At 57.4% G+C, this 18,730-nt stretch carries 17 protein-coding genes; 6 read left to right on the top strand and 11 right to left on the bottom strand.

Annotated elements, in window-relative coordinates; all coding sequences use genetic code 11:
- Positions 1–4: 4 nt before the first annotated feature.
- From K1718_RS06820 to iolD, 4 genes are read right to left on the bottom strand one after another with little or no spacing between them, the layout of a single operon-like run.
- Complete coding sequence (locus K1718_RS06820; RefSeq protein ID WP_265683266.1) at positions 5–835, bottom strand: class II fructose-bisphosphate aldolase; 831 nt, start codon at positions 833–835, stop codon at positions 5–7.
- Positions 832–1,674: a 5-deoxy-glucuronate isomerase gene (locus tag K1718_RS06815; RefSeq protein WP_265683264.1), complete on the bottom strand. Its 843-nt coding sequence runs from the start codon at positions 1,672–1,674 to the stop codon at positions 832–834. Before K1718_RS06815 ends, K1718_RS06820 begins: the two co-directional genes overlap by 4 nt.
- Before the next feature lie 10 nt (positions 1,675–1,684).
- Positions 1,685–2,683 (bottom strand): 5-dehydro-2-deoxygluconokinase, encoded by a 999-nt coding sequence (gene iolC / locus K1718_RS06810; RefSeq protein WP_265683263.1) that lies wholly within the window; start codon positions 2,681–2,683, stop codon positions 1,685–1,687.
- Entirely contained in the window at positions 2,661–4,541 is a 1,881-nt protein-coding gene (iolD, locus tag K1718_RS06805) for a 3D-(3,5/4)-trihydroxycyclohexane-1,2-dione acylhydrolase (decyclizing) (protein WP_152500212.1), read from the bottom strand. The genes iolC and iolD overlap by 23 nt, the downstream gene beginning before the upstream one ends.
- 117 nt (positions 4,542–4,658) lie before the next feature.
- Here iolD and K1718_RS06800 point away from each other — a divergent pair, with 117 nt between their 5' ends.
- From K1718_RS06800 to K1718_RS06790, 3 genes are read left to right on the top strand one after another with little or no spacing between them, the layout of a single operon-like run.
- The gene (locus K1718_RS06800; protein WP_265683261.1) at positions 4,659–5,780 is read left to right on the top strand and encodes a Gfo/Idh/MocA family protein; all 1,122 of its coding nucleotides are present in this window, start codon (positions 4,659–4,661) and stop codon (positions 5,778–5,780) included.
- A gap of 41 nt (positions 5,781–5,821) precedes the next feature.
- Entirely contained in the window at positions 5,822–6,724 is a 903-nt protein-coding gene (locus tag K1718_RS06795) for a sugar phosphate isomerase/epimerase family protein (RefSeq protein ID WP_265683260.1), read from the top strand.
- Positions 6,721–7,860, top strand: a complete 1,140-nt coding sequence (locus tag K1718_RS06790; protein WP_152500209.1) for a Gfo/Idh/MocA family protein — start codon at positions 6,721–6,723, stop codon at positions 7,858–7,860. Before K1718_RS06795 ends, K1718_RS06790 begins: the two co-directional genes overlap by 4 nt.
- A gap of 67 nt (positions 7,861–7,927) precedes the next feature.
- On the opposite strand, the gene K1718_RS06785 is transcribed toward K1718_RS06790, so the two are convergent.
- Entirely contained in the window at positions 7,928–8,893 is a 966-nt protein-coding gene (locus K1718_RS06785) for a LacI family DNA-binding transcriptional regulator (RefSeq protein WP_247649354.1), read from the bottom strand.
- A 206-nt stretch (positions 8,894–9,099) separates the two neighbouring features.
- On the opposite strand from K1718_RS06785, the gene K1718_RS06780 reads away from it, so the two are divergent.
- The 3 genes from K1718_RS06780 to K1718_RS06770 all read left to right on the top strand — a co-directional run bounded on the left by K1718_RS06780 (position 9,100) and on the right by K1718_RS06770 (position 12,162).
- The gene (locus K1718_RS06780) at positions 9,100–10,041 is read left to right on the top strand and encodes a sugar ABC transporter substrate-binding protein (protein WP_152500027.1); all 942 of its coding nucleotides are present in this window, start codon (positions 9,100–9,102) and stop codon (positions 10,039–10,041) included.
- 194 nt (positions 10,042–10,235) lie between these two features.
- Positions 10,236–11,369, top strand: coding sequence for an ABC transporter permease (locus K1718_RS06775; RefSeq protein WP_152500026.1), 1,134 nt, complete (start codon positions 10,236–10,238; stop codon positions 11,367–11,369).
- A 1-nt stretch (position 11,370) separates the two neighbouring features.
- The gene (locus K1718_RS06770) at positions 11,371–12,162 is read left to right on the top strand and encodes an ATP-binding cassette domain-containing protein (RefSeq protein WP_152500025.1); all 792 of its coding nucleotides are present in this window, start codon (positions 11,371–11,373) and stop codon (positions 12,160–12,162) included.
- A 141-nt stretch (positions 12,163–12,303) separates the two neighbouring features.
- Here the strand turns inward: K1718_RS06770 and K1718_RS06765 are convergent, their stop codons facing one another.
- The 6 genes from K1718_RS06765 to K1718_RS06740 all read right to left on the bottom strand — a co-directional run bounded on the left by K1718_RS06765 (position 12,304) and on the right by K1718_RS06740 (position 18,699).
- Positions 12,304–12,987 (bottom strand): hypothetical protein, encoded by a 684-nt coding sequence (locus K1718_RS06765; RefSeq protein WP_173005910.1) that lies wholly within the window; start codon positions 12,985–12,987, stop codon positions 12,304–12,306.
- A 294-nt stretch (positions 12,988–13,281) separates the two neighbouring features.
- Positions 13,282–14,823 (bottom strand): caspase family protein, encoded by a 1,542-nt coding sequence (locus tag K1718_RS06760; protein ID WP_265683258.1) that lies wholly within the window; start codon positions 14,821–14,823, stop codon positions 13,282–13,284.
- 143 nt (positions 14,824–14,966) lie between these two features.
- Positions 14,967–16,250 carry a TRAP transporter large permease gene (locus K1718_RS06755; protein ID WP_265683256.1) on the bottom strand — a complete coding sequence of 428 codons (1,284 nt, stop codon included), beginning with the start codon at positions 16,248–16,250 and terminating at the stop codon, positions 14,967–14,969.
- A complete protein-coding gene (locus K1718_RS06750; RefSeq protein WP_265683254.1) occupies positions 16,250–16,798 on the bottom strand; it encodes a TRAP transporter small permease subunit in 549 nt (182 codons plus the stop codon). Before K1718_RS06750 ends, K1718_RS06755 begins: the two co-directional genes overlap by 1 nt.
- 15 nt (positions 16,799–16,813) lie before the next feature.
- A complete protein-coding gene (locus K1718_RS06745) occupies positions 16,814–17,851 on the bottom strand; it encodes a TRAP transporter substrate-binding protein (protein ID WP_265683253.1) in 1,038 nt (345 codons plus the stop codon).
- A 26-nt stretch (positions 17,852–17,877) separates the two neighbouring features.
- Positions 17,878–18,699: a putative hydro-lyase gene (locus tag K1718_RS06740; RefSeq protein ID WP_265683251.1), complete on the bottom strand. Its 822-nt coding sequence runs from the start codon at positions 18,697–18,699 to the stop codon at positions 17,878–17,880.
- Positions 18,700–18,730 lie beyond the last annotated feature (31 nt).

The following is an 18,730-nucleotide window of genomic DNA, read 5'->3' as shown; positions in this document are numbered from 1 at the left end:
AGCGTCAGGACGGGCCGACCGTCCTGAGAACCTTTTTGGTCGTCTCGCGCATGGCCGGCATGACCGAGCGCAGGATTTCATTGCGATCAAACACATTCGGATCGTCAGCCATTGTCTGACGGAGTGAGCGGCCGAATGTTTGCCTCAACTCGGTTCCGAAATTGAACTTGCAAACCCGCGTCTCGCGCGCAAGGCGAATACGAACATCCTGCGGAATGCCGCTACCGCCATGCAAAACCAGAGGCTTCGTTGTCACGTGCTCAACAGCGGCAAGCGCTTCAAAGTCAATGCCGTCTGTTGCTTCGGTTTGCAAATGAACATTGCCAACCGACACGGCGATTGCATCTGCCCCGCTTTCCTTGTCGAAGCGTGCGACCTCAGTCGGATCAGTAAAGGCGGACGACGCCCCTTCGGCATAACCGACATAACCGACTTCGCCTTCCACGGAGACATCGGCTTTATGGGCGGTTTCAACCAGTCCCGCAGTCAGGTCGATATTCTCAGATATCGGACGCTTCGATCCGTCGAACATCAGCGACGTGAACCCGTGATCGATCCCCTGCAAACACTCTTCAACGCTGTAACCGTGGTCCAGATGACAGACCACCGGAACGCCCGCCTGATCCGCCAGATGGCGCAGCATCTTGCCGATCACGGGCACAGGTGTATGTGCGCGGCATCCGGGTCCGGCCTGCAGGATCACGGGCAAGCCTGTTTCCTCAGCGGCTTCCACAAAGGCAACGGCGTCTTCCCAGCCGAGCACGACCAATCCGGCAAGCGCATACCCGCCACGGGCAGCATCTGCCAGTACGTCATTCAGGGGAACTGCGGTCATTTGAACTTGGCAATCATGTCCTTGATGCCGGGGATCGTCTCGATCTGCCAGGCATGATCAGGCTGGAAAAATTGAACCAGCGAGCGTTGAGACAGGCCACCCAGGATCGTGAAATAGTACATTTCATAACCCGGCGCGACGACGCAAGGATGGTAACCTTTGTCGAGCACGATCGTTGACCCGTCGACGATGTGATAGGCATCTCCGACTTTGCCGTCTTCCCGCTGAACCAGTTGCATCCCAAAGCCGTTGTTCGGGCGGAAGCGGAAATTATAGGTCTCGTCGTGACGCGTTTCTTCCGGCAAACGGTCCGTATCGTGTTTGTGTGGCGGAAAACCGGACCAGCCGCCCTGTCCAACCGTGAAAAGTTCGGACACCAAAAGGCGGCCAACCTTGTCGTGGTATTTCGTTCCCAGAATGTGTTTGATCTTGCGGTGCGTTTTTGTGTCGTCGGAGCCGTATTGCACCAGGTCGATATCTGCTGTTCTGACATCGAATGGTTCCAGCACCTTGTCGTATTTTGCCCCAGCAATGAAAACTTCGGCAGCATCGCTGACACAGACCATCTGCGCCCTGGCACCGGTCGGCACATAGACCCCTTCCGGCTCTCCGTCCCAGACATCGTCACCGCGATTGCCGAGCTTGTCGAAAGACACGCCTTCAACAGTTACGTCCACACTGCCGGTCGCCGGGACAATGGCCGTCTCGTAACCGGGAACCGAGTACTCAAATGCCTGCCCGCGTGTCAGCTTGACGATGTTGAAATAGTTGAGCGGAACACGCGTATCGTCGGTATCGATGATGGCCTTGTTCGCGTTTTCGAACGGCGGGATATGCATAACGATCTCCTCAGCTCTGTGGAGCGGTGTTTTGCTCAAGAAAAGCCGCAAGCTCTGCAGGCGTCGGCATGGCTGGGGCACAGCCAAAGCGCGACACCACCATTGCCGCAGCGGCTGAGCCGCGTAGCACGGCCTCTCTCAGCGTTGTTCCGTTGACAAGGGCGGCGATCAGAAGGGCCATGAAGGCATCGCCAGCTCCCATCGGCTTTATGGCCTCAACCGGAAAGATACCGGTCTGAAAGCTCACTTCCGGTGCGAAGACGATCGAACCCTTTTCGCCCATTTTGTAAATGGCAGTCTTGCCGTCCTCAGCCAGGTCGCTTGCCAGACGACGACCTGCCTCAGCGTCCCCTCCGGCCACGACGGCAAATTCTTCATCATTGCCGACAACAAGGTCCGTCAGTTCAATGGCCGCACCATAAGTCTCGGCAGCCTCCACGCTCCCGGGCCAACTATACGGCCGATAGTCAAGATCAATGACGACCATCATCTCGGCGGCACGCGCCTTTTCCATGGCCACGAAGCAGGCTTTGCGCGAAGGATTTGCCGCCAGCGCGGTACCGGTCATGATCAGCGCATCGAACTTGCTGAAGTCGACCGCCCTGACATGTGCTTCATCAAGCAGAAGGTCCGCAGCATTGTTTCTGTAAAGCGTGTTCTGTGTGTTTTCGATGCGTGTTTCCGTAACGGCCAGCGAGGTTCGGCATTCGCCTTCAAGCTCAACAACATGCGCCGTATCCACACCGTAGTTGCGCAGTTCCCTGCGGACAAAGCGGCCAATTGAATCCTTTGATACGCAGGTCAAAAGACTGGTTGCCACCCCTTGCCTTGCCAGACCGGCGGCAATGTTGCCGGAAGACCCGCCAAGAGCTGTCGCAAACCCGGTCGCACTTTCTGCTTCTGCACCTGGAGGGTCGGCATAAAGATCCATACCGGCCCGGCCAAGGACCAACATTCTGGACGCAGGCGAGAAGGCCTTCACCATCTCAGATGCCTTTTCTTTGCGCACTGCGGCCGGCTTCCCAATCAGCATGCGCCTTACGCACACGTTCGCTTTCCGAAACCTCCGGGGTGCCAACTTCCCACCACGTGTGGCCTTCCTGTGTCCATCCGTCGAAGGCGTCCACCTGAAGGGAAATCACATAGGTCTTGTCCGATTGCTTGGCGCGCCCGAAGGCTTCTTTCAGCTCTGCAATGGAGGAAACGGATTCCGCATTCGCCCCCATCGCCCGTGCATGCGCCTCGAAATCGACAGCAAAGGGCTCAACTGCCAGCCTGCAATCGCTGATCAGATTGTTGAAGGACTCGTTGCCGGTGTTGTTCTGCAATTTGTTGATTACGGCAAAACCGCCATTGTCGCAGACGATGACAATGAGTTTGGCTCCAGACAAAACCGAAGAATAGATGTCGGAGTTCATGAGCATATAAGAACCGTCGCCGGTAAAGACGATCGTGTCGCGGTCGGCATGGCGCTCCTGGTGTCCAAGGCGAGCCCCCCAGCCGCCTGCAATTTCATAGCCCATGCAGGAAAAACCGAATTCGACATCCACACTGCCTAAAGAGCGCGTGCGCCAGTTGGCTGTCACCTCGGCAGGCAAACCACCTGCCGCGGCAACAACCCTGTCATCATCGGCGCACACTTCGTTGACCGCACCGATCACCTGGGCATAGGACATCGGCCGGTTGCTACCGTCTTGCGCTGTCGGCGAGATATTATCGTCGACATAAGCGTTCCAGGCAGCCCGTTCCTTGGCGGCTTTCTGCCTCCAGTCAGCTGGTGCCTCGTAAGTCCCAAGCGCGTCTGCAAGAAGCGGCAGCGTCAACTTGGCATCTCCGACAACCGGCAGAGCCATATGCTTGCCGGCATCAACGCGTCCGACATTCAGGGAAACGATTTTCGCATCGCCCGCAAATGCCGTCCACGACCCGGTGGTGAAATCCTGCAGGCGGGTGCCGACTGCAAGCACGACATCTGCTTCACCGGCAAGCGCATTGGCCGAATTGGAGCCGGTCACACCGATCGGCCCGCAATTCAGTTCATCCGAGTGGACCAGGTTGGCACGTCCTGCGATCGTTTCAACAACCGGGATCTTGTGCCGGCGTGCGAAGTCCTGCAGCTCCTGAGTAGCAAGCGAGTACTGGACACCGCCGCCAGCGATGATCAGCGGGCGTTCGGCAGCTTTCAGGCACTCGGCAGCCGCCGCAAGTTCGCGCGCATCAGCGGTCTGGCGACGCAGATAGTGGGTTTTTGGTTCAAAGAAGGCGTCAGGATAGTCATAGGCCCACCCCTGAACGTCCTGCGGAAGCCCCAGGAACGCCGGCCCGCAGTCTGCAGGGTCAATCAGCGTGTTGATCGCAGCCGGCAACGATTGCAACAGTTGCGCCGGATGTGTGAGCCGATCCCAATATCTGGTGACGCTCTTGAAAGCATCGTTGACCGACAGGCTCGGATTACCGGTATGTTCAACCTGTTGCAAAACCGGATCCGGCAAGCGCGTGACAAAGGCATCGCCGGAGAGCATGAGCAGCGGCAGTCTGTTGGTGTGCGCGATCCCTGCGGATGTCAGCATGTTGGTCGTGCCCGGACCGGCTGACGACGTTGCGAACATGAAGCGTTGCCGCAGCTGCTGTTTGGCGTAGGCAACCGCGGCCATTGCCATGGATTGCTCGTTCTGACCACGCCAAAGCGGCAGTTCTTCGCGATGCTCGTAAAGCGCTTCGCCAAGGCAAGTGACATTGCCATGGCCGAAAATGCCGAAACCGCCGGCACAAAGCCTGACTGACTTGCCGTCCACTTCGACGAATTGCGCAGCAAGATAGCGGACAAGTGCCTGAGCCATGGTCAGGCGAAGGGTTTTCTGGGCCATGCGCCTCAATTCCTCCCGGACAGCTTTTTCTATCGGCTCTTGGAGCCCTTGACGGCGAAAGCTAATCGGTGTTTACGTATTTTGCAAGCGGTTGCAAAAAAGATCGGATGAAACGGGATGGAAACGCGCAAACTTGGTGTCGGCATCGTCGGCGGCGGGTATATGGGAAAGGCGCATTCAGTGGCGATGCACGCCGTTGGTGCCGTGTTTGACACAGCCTTGCGCCCTGCCCTTGAAATGGTCTGCACGACAACGCCGGAGGGAGCTGCGCGAAAAGCCAGCGAACTCGGCTTTTCAAACGCGACGTCCGACTGGCGGGAGCTTGTCAACAATCCTGCCGTCGAAGCTATCGTGATCGCTTCACCGCAGGAAACACATTTGGAAATTTCCAGCGCTGCCTTTGAGCTGGGAAAGCCCGTCTTTTGTGAAAAACCTCTGGGGCGAAATCTGGCGGACAGTCGTGCCATGACTGCTGCGGCCAAGGCGTCGAACTGCATCAACATGGTTGGCTTCAACTATATCAGGACACCTGCCTCGCAGCTGGCTCGAGAGATAATAGGTTCAGGCGAAATCGGCGACGTTACCTATATTCGCGGCGAGCACACCGAAGACTTCTTTGCCGACCCGGAAAGCCCTGCAACATGGCGTACCGAAGGTCGGTCAAATGGCACCATGGGCGACCTGGCTCCACACATCATCAATGCCTCGCAGGCTCTCGGCGGTCCGATGGAACGCGTTCTGGCAGAGATCGAGACGGTGGTGAAGGAACGGCCGGGAAAGGCGGGCATGCAGAAGGTCACAAATGACGATCATGCCCAGATCATGTGCCGGTTCACGTCCGGAGCGCTTGGCGCATTCTACGTCAGCCGCACGGCCTTTGGACGGAAAATGGGTTATGCCTACGACATCTTCGGAACAAAGGGTTCCATCCGATTTGATCAGGAAGACCAGAATGCACTCTGGCTTTATGAAGGTGGCCAGAACCCGTCACGGGAAGGCTTCAAGAAAGTCCTGACCGGCCCACACCACCCGGACTACGTCAACTTTTGCCTCGGAGCCGGACACGGAACAGGTTACCAGGATCAGATCATTATCGAAGCCCGGGATTTCCTGAAGGCCATTGAAACGGGAACAAACATTTGGCCAACTTTCGAGGACGGCCTTTATGTGAACCAGGTTGTTGAAGCGTCCTGGCAGTCCAACGAATCCAGAAGCTGGATCAATCTCGACCAAGTTTAGGCCAAGGGCACCCTGCCCGGCCTCTATTCCGGAAACATCACATGACTATCAAGATTGGAAACGCCCCCTGCTCCTGGGGTGTCGAATTCGCAGATGACCCGCGCAACCCGGCCTGGAAGAAGGTGCTCGATGAGTGCCGCGATGCGGGTTATCGTGGCATCGAACTTGGTCCTGTCGGCTTCATGCCCGAAGATCCGGCAGAGCTTGGAGATGCGCTCGCGGAACGGGGCTTGGAGCTGATCGGCGGCGTCGTGTTTCGCCCCTTTCACGATCCGGCGCAATGGGACGATGTCAAGGATGGCTCCATCCGGACCTGCGCGGCCTTGAAGGCACACGGCGCGGAACATCTGGTTATGATCGATTCCATTTCACCGCGCCGCGCGCCGACCGCAGGTCGCCCGGCTGAAGCGGAAAAAATGTCTTCTGAGGAATGGACCATCTATCGCGACAGGATCCAGGAGATTGCCAAGATGGCAAGCGAGGAATACGGGCTGACACCGTCCATTCACCCGCATGCCGGCGGCTTCATGGACTTTGAGGACGAGGTTGAGCAACTCCTGGAAGAAGTCGACGAAAAGCACATGAAGATCTGTCTTGATACGGGTCACAGCGTCTATGCCGGTTTCGATCCCGTCGCGTTTATGACGCGGCATATGGATCGCATTTCCTATATGCATTTCAAGGATATCGACCCAGTCGTCATGAAGAATGTCATCGCAAGCCAGACAGATTTTTATGAAGCCTGCGGCGACGGCATCTTCTGCAATCTCGGCAAGGGCAGTGTCGACTTCGCCGCCGTCAGGCAACTGCTGCTGGACAAATGCTTTACTGGCTGGTGTACGGTTGAACAGGACTGTGATCCCGCCAAGGCGCAATCACCACTCGACGACGCGCGCGAGAACCGTGCCTTTCTCAAATCCATCGGCTTCGAGGTAACCGCATGACAAAGCTCAATTGGGGAATGATCGGCGGCGGCGCAGGCTCGCAAATCGGTCCGACCCACCGTATCAGCGCCGGTCTCGATGGCCACTTTCTTCTGTGTGCCGGTGCCTTTGACATTGACCCGGACCGCGGCAAGGCTTTCGCAGGTTCACTCGGCGTTTCAGCTGATCGTGCCTATGGCGACTGGCGCGAAATGCTCGCAGCCGAAAGTGCGCGCGACGACAGACTGGACCTTGTCACAATTGCAACTCCCAACGCCACACACTATGAAATCTCGCGCGCTTTTCTCGAAGCGGGCTTCAACGTCTTGTGTGAAAAGCCGCTGACAATGACGGCAAATGAGGCACGAGAAATCGTTGAAATTACGAAGGAGTCCGGCAAGGTCTGCGCCGTGAATTATGGCTATAGCGGTTACCCGCTGGTCCGCCAGATGCGTGCCATGATTGCCAATGGCGACCTTGGAAAAATCAGGCTCATCAAGGCGGAGTTCGCGCATGGCTTTCATGCCGATGCCGAAGAAGCGGACAATCCGCGCGTACGCTGGCGCTATGACCCGGCTCAGGCCGGAACATCGGCTGTGTTCGCAGATGCCGGCATTCATGCGTTTCACATGGCCTGTTTCGTCTCGGGTCAGACCCCGACGGAATTGTCAGCGGATTTCGCCTCGCTAGTCGGAGATCGCCAGTTGGAAGATGATGCCATGATCAACTTCCACTTCAACGGCGGTGCGGTCTGCAGGCTCTGGACAAGTGCAGTCGCCGTTGGCCGGATGCACGGATTGACGCTTCAGGTTTTCGGAGAAAAGGGCGGACTTTCCTGGCAGCAGCAGCATCCCGAGCAACTGCATTGGACGCCGCTGAACGGAAGGACCCAGATCCTTGAACGTGGTGACTCGGATTTGTCGGAACAGGCCGTCCGCGCTTCACGCATTCCGATTGGTCATGCCGAAGGCATGCCTGTAGCCTTTGCAAACATCTACATGGACCTGGCGGATGTCTTGAATGCCCAAAGGACGGGTGCAAAGCCCGACCCGATGGCACTCGACTTCCCACAGGCCGAAGACGGGTACTGGTCGATGCGGGCAATCGAAGCCGCCGCTTCATCTGCCAAGGCAAACGGCGCCTGGACCAAACTTTAACAAGACTCGGCCGGGCGCTCGCCAAAGAATCGCTCGGCCTTGCGAACACAATCGAGGCTTTCTTGGATCAGACAGGTTTCAGGGAACCACGCTCAATGATGGTGCAGGGAAACAAGCGAATCTCGGCACTGCGCGTCGGGTTTTCCACCATACCGACCACCAGTTCCACAGAACTCAGGATGATGTCTCGAATGGGTTGGCGGATGGTTGTCAGCGAATAGGCATCCCATCCTGCCATCGCAATGTCGTTGAAACCCATGAAGCCGATTTCCTCAGGGATCGAAAGACCGGCAGCACGCGCTGCATCCATGGCGCCCATGCAGATCAGATCGTCACCGCAAAAAACGGCTTCAATCCCGTCTTCACGCAAGACCTGCTGCATGGCATCCCGCCCGGCCTGATAGGTGTAGTTTTCCGCAAAGCAGGTGGCTGCCACCTCAAGACCTTTGTCATGCGCAGCCTTCAAAAACCCTGCTGCGCGGTCCTGCGTCGATGTTGCTGCTTCCGGTCCGCCCAACAACGCAACTTTCCGGTATCCGCGCTCTGAGAACAGGTCAGCTGCCATAGCGCCGCAATAGACATTGTCGATCCCGACAACATGTACATTGGCATTCGCTTCATATTTGCCGAAAGTGTGAATCACCGGGATGCCGGCAGCCTGAAAGGACGTCGCAAAGCTTGTCGGGAGCGTCGATGTCGCAACGATGACCCCATCAACGCTGTATTGCCTCAGCAGCTCGACGAATTTCTTCGGCGAGGTCTCAGCAGACAAATTGACGAGCAAAGGGCGGAAGCCGCGTTTCTGCAATTCGCTGGTGAAGAGGTCAAAGACGTCGAGAAAGGCCGGGTTCTGAAAATTATTCGCGACCAGACCGATCAGCTTGGTGCGATTTGTCGCCAGACTGCGCGCAATCAGGGAAGGCTTGTAGCCAAGGGACTTCGCCGCCTTCTCGACTTTTTCCCGTGTGCGGGCGGAAACGCTTGCACCATCGGTGAAAGTCCGGGAGACCGCCGAACGCGATACGCCCGCCAATTCCGCAACCTCCTTTAATGTAACCGCCAAATTCCAGCCCCAGCCCAGTTGGTCCTCATCCTTCGGAAAACCTACACGAATGCCAGACCGCGTCAATTTTTTTGCAACCGGTTGCAATTTCTCTGGTGCTGTGCTTGTCTACCAGCAGGCACGGTCTCGAGGATAAATTCCGGGATTGTAGAAAGCCTGAAAATTGGGAGGAACTAATGAAGAAGACATTGATTGCGCTTGCGACGGCCGCCATTGCGTTTACGGGTGTGAGCGGATCGGCAGTTGCGGACGGCGAGCGTTTTGTTCTTGTGAGCCATGCGCCTGACAGCGACAGCTGGTGGAACACGATCAAGAACGGCCTTGCACTTGCTGGCGAGCAGGTTGGAGCAGAGGTTGAGTATCGCAATCCGCCGACAGGCGACATTGCCGACATGGCGCGCATCATCGAGCAGACGGCTGCGTCCAACCCGGATGGCATCATCACCACGCTTGCCGATCCTGACGTTCTGTCCGGACCGATCCAGAATGCGGTTGCCAAGGGTGTTCCCGTGATCATCATCAACTCCGGCACGCCTGAGCAGGCAGCCGATGTCGGTGCGCTGATGTATGTCGGCCAGCCTGAGTATGATGCCGGTCTTGCAGCCGGTCAGCGCGCCAAGCGTGATGGCGTTGGCTCGTTCCTGTGTGTCAACCACGTTGTCTCCAACCCTGTGGTTGGCGAGCGCTGCCGCGGCTTTGCCGACGGTCTGGGTGTGGATCTGGGCACCAGCATGATCGACAGTGGCCAGGATCCGGCCGAGATCAAGAACAAGGTCAAGGCGTATCTTCTGGCCAACCCGGACACGGAAGCTGTCCTGACGCTCGGCCCGACCTCCGCGGACCCGACCATCCAGGCGCTTCAGGAAATGGGCAAGGCCGGCGACATCTACTTCGGCACCTTTGATCTGGGCACCGAGATCGTCAAGGCGATCAAGGACGGCACCATTCAGTGGGGCATTGACCAGCAGCCGTTCCTGCAGGCCTACCTGCCGGTGATCGTTCTGGCCAACTACCAGCGCTATGGTGTGCTTCCGGGCAACAACATCAACTCCGGCCCGGGCTTCATCACCAAGGACGCTCTGGCGAAGGTTGAAGAATTCGCCGGCGAGTACCGCTAAGGCAGTGGCCGCCCGAGCGGTCGACTGGAGAGGCGGTTTCCCCGCCTCTCCCTTCTCAAGAACGTAACCCAGGCGCTCCTTAGTCGAAGTCGAGCGCGCTTCATCCAGAACATTGTTCTGCGGCCGGGCCGCATGGGAGCGGGCCTTTCCTGCTTCTCAAGGCGGCCGGCCACACCGGCACGCAGGAGGACACCATGGCTGAGACCCAAACGGCAGCCCCACCAGAACCAGAGAAAGACGAACGCGTCCGCGAGATGTCTCGCATGCGCAAGGCGTTGATCCGCCCAGAGCTCGGCGCCATTTGCGGCACCATTCTCGTATTCATGTTCTTCCTCGGCATAGCCAGCGACAGCGGCATGTTCGCCGCCGAAGGCATCATCAACTGGGGCACCGTTTCTGCCCAGTTCGCCATCATCGCTGTCGGCGCCTGCCTGTTGATGATCGCCGGCGAGTTCGACCTGTCCGTCGGCTCCATGATCGGGTTTTCCGGCATCATCATCGCTCTCATGAGCGTGCAATGGGGCTTTCCCGTCTGGTTCGCCATTCTGGTCGCCTTCGCCCTGTCCCTTTGCATTGGCGCCCTCAACGGCTATCTGGTCATCAAGACCGGCCTGCCCTCCTTCATCGTCACGCTCGCCTTCCTCTATATCCTGCGCGGGCTGACGATCTTCATTGCCATTGCCACCACCCGCAAGACCATCATCGGCGGCGTCAAGGATGTTGCCGAGGGCGACCCGATCGCCTGGCTGTTCGGCGGCAAGGTCTTTTCCGGAGTGTTCGTCTGGCTGGCGGATCTGGGCCTTGTCGGCACCTTCGTGGCCGGCCCCAAGGCCGGTCTGCCCGTGGTCGAGGGCATTCCCATGCTGATGATCTGGGCCATTGCCCTCATCATCTTCGGCCACATTCTTCTGACCCGCACCCGCTTCGGCAACTGGATCTTTGCCTCCGGCGGGGATGCCCAGGCCGCCCGCTATGTCGGTGTGCCGGTCAGCCGGGTGAAGATCTCCATGTTCATGTTCACTGCCTTCTGCGCCACCGTCTTTGCCACCTGTCAGGTGATGGAGTTCGGCTCGGCGGCCGCCGACCGCGGTCTGTTGAAGGAGTTCGAGGCGATCATCTCCGTGGTGATCGGCGGTGCGCTTCTGACCGGCGGCTACGGCTCGGTCATCGGGGCCGCCCTTGGCGCGCTGATCTTCGGCGTCGTCCAGCAGGGCCTGTTCTTTGCCGGCGTGGAGAGTTCGCTCTTCAGAGTGTTCCTCGGGGTGATCCTGCTGCTTGCCGTGATCCTCAACACCTATATCCGCCGCATGATCACAGGAGAACGTTGAGATGCCCGATGCAAACACAGCTCCCCTGATCGAACTGGTCGACATCGAGAAGCATTTCGGGCCGGTGATTGCTCTCAACGGCGTCTCCGTCTCCGTCAAGGCCGGCGAATGCCATTGCCTGCTCGGCGACAACGGCGCCGGCAAGTCCACCTTCATCAAGACCATGTCCGGTGTGCACAAGCCCACCCGCGGCAAGATCCTGATCGACGGCAAGGAGATGGCCTTCTCAACGCCCCGCGATGCCATGGAGGCCGGCATTGCCACGGTGTACCAGGATCTGGCGATGATCCCGCTGATGTCGGTGACCCGGAACTTCTGGATGGGCCGCGAGCCCAGAAAGAGCGTCGGCCCGTTCAAGTTCTTCGACTTTGCCGAGGCCAACGAGGTCACCATGGCCGAGATGGCCAAGATGGGCATTCACCTGCGCTCGCCCGACCAGGCTGTTGGCACCCTGTCGGGCGGGGAACGCCAGACGGTCGCCATTTCCAGGGCGGTTTATTTCGGGGCAAAGGTGCTCATTCTCGATGAGCCGACATCCGCCCTCGGTGTGCGACAGACCTCCAATGTGCTCGCCACAATCGACAAGGTCCGCAAAAAGGGCATCGGCGTTGTCTTCATCACCCACAATGTCCGCCATGCCATGGCCGTCGGAGACCGGTTTACCGTGCTCAACCGCGGGAAAACCCTCGGAACAGCCGAGCGCGGAGACATCAAGGCAGAAGAACTCCAGGAATTGATGGCTGGCGGACAGGAACTCGCTCAACTCGAAGGATCCCTCGGAGGAACCGTGTAAAAAACTGGTCTCACAACGGACAAAAGAATGCGGGCGCCTTGGGCGCCCGCTTTTTTGTTTTAACGGCATCAAAGATCCTCTCATGGAGTGTCCCCGCCATCTTGAGTCGAACGTTAACTCGGTCAAGCAGGTGCCTGCCGATCAGGACCTCAGCAGCCTCTTGGTTGAGCCAACTGCCGTTGCGATCTGGGCGTAGTGGGTCTTCCGCTTTTCCGAGTTCCCAGCTGAACGCAGTAGTTTGGTGACCGTCTCGTCGATCGCAGCTGCCGCTTCACGGTTCGCCTGCGCCAGGTTTGCTTTTGAAACAGCCCGATAGGTGCGCCGCTTCTTTGTGACTTTCGGAGCTGCCGGGTCCGCATATTTCGTCCGGATCGCCTTCAGTTTCCGCGACAGTCTTCTAAGCTCCTGCCCGGCTTGCTGGTAATTGGGACGCCGCTCAATGGTTGATGCAATTCGGCCGAAGTTCACGGCCAGGCAGTCGAGACGGTATTCAGGGCGCGTATCGTTCTCACACTCCTTGCCGCCATCGACAATCAGCCTGGCAACACCTCGCGTAACTGTGTCGCTATAGCCGCCTGTTGCGGCAAGCCTCGGGTCCCGCTCATTGTCGCCGGTGTAACTGGTCCGATCTTCCGGCGAAGAATCGGAATAGGAATCATTATACTGAGCAAGCAGGATGTAGTTACCCAGACGCTCAGTCTTGACCTTTTCATGGTTTGCGTCGCGTGGAGAAACAGCAGCACCTGCCGGGAGAACCGACATTGCTGCCAACTGTCCTGCCAAAAGACAGGCAATCACGCCATTCAGGCATTGTTTATCAATCATTTTCACCCCCTGAGAATTGTCTTAACAAACTTCCAAATACTGTGACTTGTTTAATCTCAAGTCATAAATACGGAGAACAAGTCAGTTAACTGGACACGCCGAAGCACACAAAACAAATGACGATAGGCGAAACACCTTCAGGCTGAAATATTGCCTTCCGCCAGAGACTGCATTGAGCGTCATCAAAAAGAGTATTCAATTTTTATTAGATCGAAAAACCCTAATACACGATATCAAAAAGATTACTCTGCGGCAATTTTCACCGCCTGGCCAAAGCCGTTTGATCGCCGCGAGTTATTCTGACAATCCGTAAGCCTTGCGCAGGCTACGCTTGGTTTGCGGCCCAAATTGACCATCTATCGATCCACTGTAGAAAGCGCGCTCCGACAGCTTGCGCTGCAGAGACCGTCGTGTCGCAGCCTTGAACATTTTCGGATTTTCCGAAAGCTGGTTGAGCACTTCTTCATTGCCGGATCTAAGCGCTCTATAGAGAAACTCAGCCGCGTCATCTGGCTGTTTGCCGTCCACAACTCCGTCATCGATCAGGGCGGCATAGTTGAACATCGCTTCAGGGTGCCGCCGGTCTGCTGCCCGCCCGAACATTTCAATGGCCTTCTTCGGGTCCCGCGTTACACCCAGCCCGCCCTGATAGTAGAGAAAGCCAAGGTCATTGATCGCATCTGCAAAGTCTTCGTCGGCAGACTTGCGGAACAATTCCAATGCCTTGTCGACATCCTGCTCAACGCCAATTCCACGTTCATACATGCGTGCGAGCTCAAACATCGCTTCGGGGTCACCGGCTTCTGCAGCCGTCTTCAACAAGGCTGCTGCACGGCTCGGATCATAGCGATCTTCGTTCGGATTCAAACGCATATAGGCAAGACCTTTGAGCGCTCTGCTGTCGCCCTCGCGCGCAGCCGCCTGCAACTGATCTTCCTGGTCCACTTCCAGCCGTCCCCAGGCATCCCGCCGTGCTGAGGCTGCAAGCGCATTCACTTCCTGGCTACCGCCCGCCAGAAAATAGGGTTTGCCGGAAAGGGATCCGTATGTGTGTGGCTCTTGCGCGTTTGCGGTTGCCTTGAGAACGCTATCGCGGACCTGCCGAAATGCCAGACCTATTTCCAGATCCTGAACCTTCAGGGTCTGTGCGAGAGCCAGCGCAAAAGGACTGTTGTCGCCAGCACCATCCAACGCAACCTTCCCGGCTTCAGCTGCATAGGCGACAAGTGTACCGCGTTCGGGCGAGGCCGGTGCAAGCCCCTGTCTTGCGCTTGTATTGACCGTCAGGGTTTCCGTGGCGTCCCCGTCGGCAAAGGGATCGTTGCGGCAGGAATCCAGGATTACAATCCGGAGTTGGCGCGCCTTGTCGACCGCCTGCAAAATTTCATCCAGTGAGACGGAAGTATCTGCAACCCGTTGTCGATTAGCCGAATCTGCGTCCGAGGGCACAAGAAAATTGCGCCCACCGACCTCAACTCCGTGGCCGGCAAAATAAACAAGAGCGACATCCGCGGTTTCCGCTTCAAACGAAAACCTCTCTAGCAGCTCCTTGAATTCGGCCAGTCCGATATCGAAGTGTTCCGCCACCCTGAAGTTCAGCTCATTCAGCGTATCGGCGATCAGCCGGCCGTCTCTGGTCGTGTTGTATAGATCCGGCGCATTCTGATAGCTGGAAATGCCGACCACCAAGGCCATGCGGCGTTCCGCGAACGGATCTGTCGAGGCATAGACAAAGGTGGCCGTGCACAGCGCCAGTATCAACAGGACGCAATGCCCGAAGGATGTCCGCAGCCGCAAAAGCAGCCGGAACCTGTCTGGGACTTGCCGCAAACGCATGAGTATTATGTTCCGCTTCAAGGTTCAGCTTGAATGACACCTGGGAACATCATTGGTGGAAAGGCCGACCAAGACAAGTGCTTTTCGCGACGTAAGGTCTTTTGCGGAAACGCGTCGCCCCCGCTCGCACGCTCTAGACCGGCTCAATTCATCGCCTTTGGCAGGAAAAGCGCAAGATCCGGAAGTGCGATCAAGGCGATAACCATAGCCAGCATGGCCAGTACATAGGGGACTGCGCCGATCATGACCTCGGCAATTGAGCCACCACGACGCGCGCCTTGAACTACGAAGAGATTGAGACCAACCGGTGGTGTGATCAGAGCCATTTCGATCAGCACGATCATCAGAATTCCGAACCAGACCGGATCATAGCCAAGCGCGGTGACGATCGGCACGACAATCGGGATGGTGATCACCATCAATGACAAGGTTTCGATGAAAAACCCAAGCACGACATACATCAGCACGATCACAAGCAGCGTCCAGAGCGGATTGAAGCCGAGACCTTCCAGAAATCCACGAAGCTCTTGCGACAGGCCAGCCGCTGACAGGGTGAAATTCAGGAAAGAAGCTCCGATCACCACCAGCATGATCATTGCCGTCACCTTCACGGTGCCAATCAGTGCGGCCCCGATCATTCGGATATTGAGGCCGCCAAAGAGCAAGGCAATTGCCAGTGCCCCGGCGACACCGACAGAGGCTGCTTCCGTCGGCGTTGCCCAGCCCTTGTAGATGGATCCGATGATGGCCGAAAACAGCAGGATAATCGGCAGAAGGTCGGCAAGCCCTTTCAGCATCTCAATCAGGGGAAAGGTCCTGCGCGCACCCCCGAGTTCTGGTTTGACCATGCACACAAATGCAGTGACAACGATGAAGCCGAGCGCCAGCAAAATGCCGGGCAAAAGCCCAGCAAGGAAAAGCTGCGGGATCGAAGTCTGTGTCAGGAACCCATAGACAATCAGATTGATCGACGGTGGGATCATGATGCCGAGAGTGCCACCGGCTGCAATCGCGCCGGAAAACAGTTTCGGATCATAGCCAAGACGGTCCGCCTGCGGCATGGCAACCGTTGCAACGGTCGCGGCGGTTGCGACGGACGATCCGGACGTTGCGGAAAACATGGTCGCGGTCGCCACATTGGCATGTACCAGACCTCCCGGAAGCCAGGACACCCAGCGGTCAAGCGCTGAATATGTCCGTGCGGCAATTCCGGTTCTGACCAGGACCTCCCCTAGAAGCACAAAAAACGGAATGGCGATCAGAGCCGCATTTTCCGATGTTGACCAGACCATCGAGCCTAGTCCGCGCATCAGCGGAAAGGGCGTAAAGAACTGGTCTATGCCGAAACCCAGAAGAAACAGGACAATTCCGACCGGTATGGACAGGGACAAGAGTGCCAGAAGCCCGACTGAGACAAACGCAAGCATCAGACCGCCTCACTTTCCGGAAAGACACCAATGACTTGCTCCGATCTTGAAAAATTGCCCTGATAGACCAGCGCAAGTGCGCAGAGAAAGGTCAGCCAGGCGGTTAACGCAAACCATATCCAACCGGCAAACCACGGCACCTGAACAAGCGCCAATGGCGTTTCAAGCGGTGTGTTGGCTCGAGACCCGTTGCGCAGCGTGGTTTCCACCACCGGCCAGCACTGTAATGCCACGATCGTGATCGTTCCGGCCAGAGCCAGCAACGACACCAGGTCCAGTATCATTCGCCATTTCGGAATGCCGATGGCGCGCCTTAGAAAGTCGATCCTGACATGTGACAGTTCAACCAGTCCAAAGGCCATGCCCCAGGCTGTGCCTATCGCCATGACATAGCCTGAGATTTCATCGGTTCCGCCCAGGGAAGCGCCAAGGCGACGGAGCAGGATATCGGCAAGGACGAGCCCTGCGCACAGGAGAAACAGAACGCCGACCGAAATCGCAACCAGTCGGTTCGCCCGTTTCAACAAATTGAATGCCGTCTCCGCCACCTGTTCACTCCGGCCTTAGTTGGTTTTGATCGTCACGCCGACAACAGCGCCAACACTTTGGTTCCAGCGTGCAGCCCAGTCACCACCCGCCCGTTCAGCCCATTCCGGCAATACTTCTGATTGGAGGATTTCACGCGCTTTTTCTATGTCCCCGTCGCTTGCCTCAACCAGTACCAGATTGCGGCTGTCGCCTGACGCGCATTCGCCTTTGCCCGTCAGACAGGCGATGTCGTTGGCAAGCGCACCTTCTGCAGTCGACCATGCAGGTGCTTCAAATTTCTCGGCAATTTCCTTTTCGATCAGTGCTTGGGTGTCGGCGTCAAGCGACTCCCATTTGTCCATGTTCATCGCCGTTACCACCGGATCCCAGCCTCCAAGGGGTATCGGCAAAAGATGCGTCGTGACTTCCCACCAGCCTGCGCTGTAGCCCGAACCGGCTCCGGTCACGGCACAGTCGACCACACCCTTTTGCAGCGCTCCTGGCACCTCGGAAAAGGAAACCGTAATACCCTCTGCTCCCAGAGCCTCCAGGAACTTGGCCGTCATGCGTCCTGAGGCACGGACCTTCAATCCTTTCAGATCATCGAGTGACCCGACTTCAGCATTGCAGAAAACGACCTGTGGCGGATAAGGCGCAATCGCCAGAACCTTGGAATTGAAGCGTTTGGCAAATATTTCGTCGATCATCGGCCGCGCGGCTTTCACCGCCGCTTCGGCCTTGTCGGCGGACATGGCAACCAGCGGCACATCAAGGCCCTCAAGTTCCGGGGCATCAGCGACAGCGTAGTCGCCAACGGTCATGCCGACATCAAAAACACCCTGGCCCAACAGACGAAAGACTTCACCGACACCAAGGTTCATCTGGTTGTGAGTGGTCACCGTTGTCTGGAGGTTGCCACCAGAGGCTTCGGGCAATGTGGCCTGCCAGAACGGAGCTTCATACTCCTTGTGCAGCGGTAGGCTCGACCAGCTGCCGACAACAGACAGGCTTTCTGCCATGACCGGCGATGCAATGGCGGCGCTCGCCATGAGGGAAATCAGAAGTCTTTTCATGGGTCCTCTCCGTGAAGGTTGGAAGTCTACATTGTTGTTGTTGCTATGATTGGATTTTCAGCGTCGTTCGGAATATCGGTGATCAGCATGTGACCGGGCTTGTGGGTGATGCAGATCGGCAGCGCGGCGTCTTGAATAACGGCTTGCGGAGTGACGCCGCAGGCCCAGAAAACGGGAGTATGTCCAGCCTGGATCGGCACTGGATCGCCCCAGTCGGGAGCATTAATATCGTCGATACCTATCAGGGCCGGATCGCCGATATGAACTGGTGAACCATGCGCCAGGGGATAACGGGCCGAGATTTCAGACGCTTTTGAGACCCTCTGATCGGGGATCATCCGCATCGACACGACCATCGGCCCCTGAAAGCATCCCGCGGGTACGGTGTTCAGGGATGTTCGGAACATGGGAACCGTGGTGTTGTTGGAAATGTGCCAGAGATCGATGCCCGCTTCGATCAAGGCATGCTCAAACGTGAAAGAACAGCCGATCGCAAAAGCAACCAGGGTGTCGCTCCAAAGCGATGTCAGATCGGCGACCGTGCTCGACAACAATCCATTTCGGTAGATGTTGTAGGCCGGCACGTCGGTCCGAATGTCGATGTGATGGCCAAGCGTGAACATCAACGGATTGCCGGTGTCAGAGACGCCGATCAGCGGACACGGCTTGGGATTGCGTTGACAGAACCGCATGAAGTCGAGCGCAAATTCTTCCGGCATGATCGCAAGGTTGGCCTGCAGCAAATCCTTGCCAAGTCCAGCCGTGTGGGAGGCATAGCCGCCGCTCCGGATGTACCGGCGCACGGTTTCAGCTGGCTCTTTCCGCAGGATTTCGTAACTCGACACCATGGGCCTCCCTTCGCAATGGAGGCTCCCGCAG

The organism is Roseibium porphyridii (assembly GCF_026191725.2).
GTDB classification, from domain to species: Bacteria; Pseudomonadota; Alphaproteobacteria; order Rhizobiales; family Stappiaceae; genus Roseibium; species Roseibium porphyridii.
The sequence above is the reverse complement of the archived record's forward strand: the minus strand, read 5'-3'. Positions and strand labels throughout refer to the sequence as shown.

What these genes read in the sequence shown, in the direction of transcription:
- K1718_RS06820 (WP_265683266.1), bottom strand. Translation starts at nt 835, where the DNA reads ATGACCGCAGTTCCCCTGAATGACGTACTGGCAGATGCTGCCCGTGGC.
- K1718_RS06815 (WP_265683264.1), bottom strand. Translation starts at nt 1,674, where the DNA reads ATGCATATCCCGCCGTTCGAAAACGCGAACAAGGCCATCATCGATACC.
- iolD (WP_152500212.1), bottom strand. Translation starts at nt 4,541, where the DNA reads ATGGCCCAGAAAACCCTTCGCCTGACCATGGCTCAGGCACTTGTCCGC.
- K1718_RS06800 (WP_265683261.1), top strand. Translation starts at nt 4,659, where the DNA reads ATGGAAACGCGCAAACTTGGTGTCGGCATCGTCGGCGGCGGGTATATG.
- K1718_RS06795 (WP_265683260.1), top strand. Translation starts at nt 5,822, where the DNA reads ATGACTATCAAGATTGGAAACGCCCCCTGCTCCTGGGGTGTCGAATTC.
- K1718_RS06790 (WP_152500209.1), top strand. Translation starts at nt 6,721, where the DNA reads ATGACAAAGCTCAATTGGGGAATGATCGGCGGCGGCGCAGGCTCGCAA.
- K1718_RS06780 (WP_152500027.1), top strand. Translation starts at nt 9,100, where the DNA reads ATGAAGAAGACATTGATTGCGCTTGCGACGGCCGCCATTGCGTTTACG.
- K1718_RS06775 (WP_152500026.1), top strand. Translation starts at nt 10,236, where the DNA reads ATGGCTGAGACCCAAACGGCAGCCCCACCAGAACCAGAGAAAGACGAA.
- K1718_RS06770 (WP_152500025.1), top strand. Translation starts at nt 11,371, where the DNA reads ATGCCCGATGCAAACACAGCTCCCCTGATCGAACTGGTCGACATCGAG.
- K1718_RS06765 (WP_173005910.1), bottom strand. Translation starts at nt 12,987, where the DNA reads ATGATTGATAAACAATGCCTGAATGGCGTGATTGCCTGTCTTTTGGCA.
- K1718_RS06760 (WP_265683258.1), bottom strand. Translation starts at nt 14,823, where the DNA reads ATGCGTTTGCGGCAAGTCCCAGACAGGTTCCGGCTGCTTTTGCGGCTG.
- K1718_RS06755 (WP_265683256.1), bottom strand. Translation starts at nt 16,250, where the DNA reads ATGCTTGCGTTTGTCTCAGTCGGGCTTCTGGCACTCTTGTCCCTGTCC.
- K1718_RS06745 (WP_265683253.1), bottom strand. Translation starts at nt 17,851, where the DNA reads ATGAAAAGACTTCTGATTTCCCTCATGGCGAGCGCCGCCATTGCATCG.
- K1718_RS06740 (WP_265683251.1), bottom strand. Translation starts at nt 18,699, where the DNA reads ATGGTGTCGAGTTACGAAATCCTGCGGAAAGAGCCAGCTGAAACCGTG.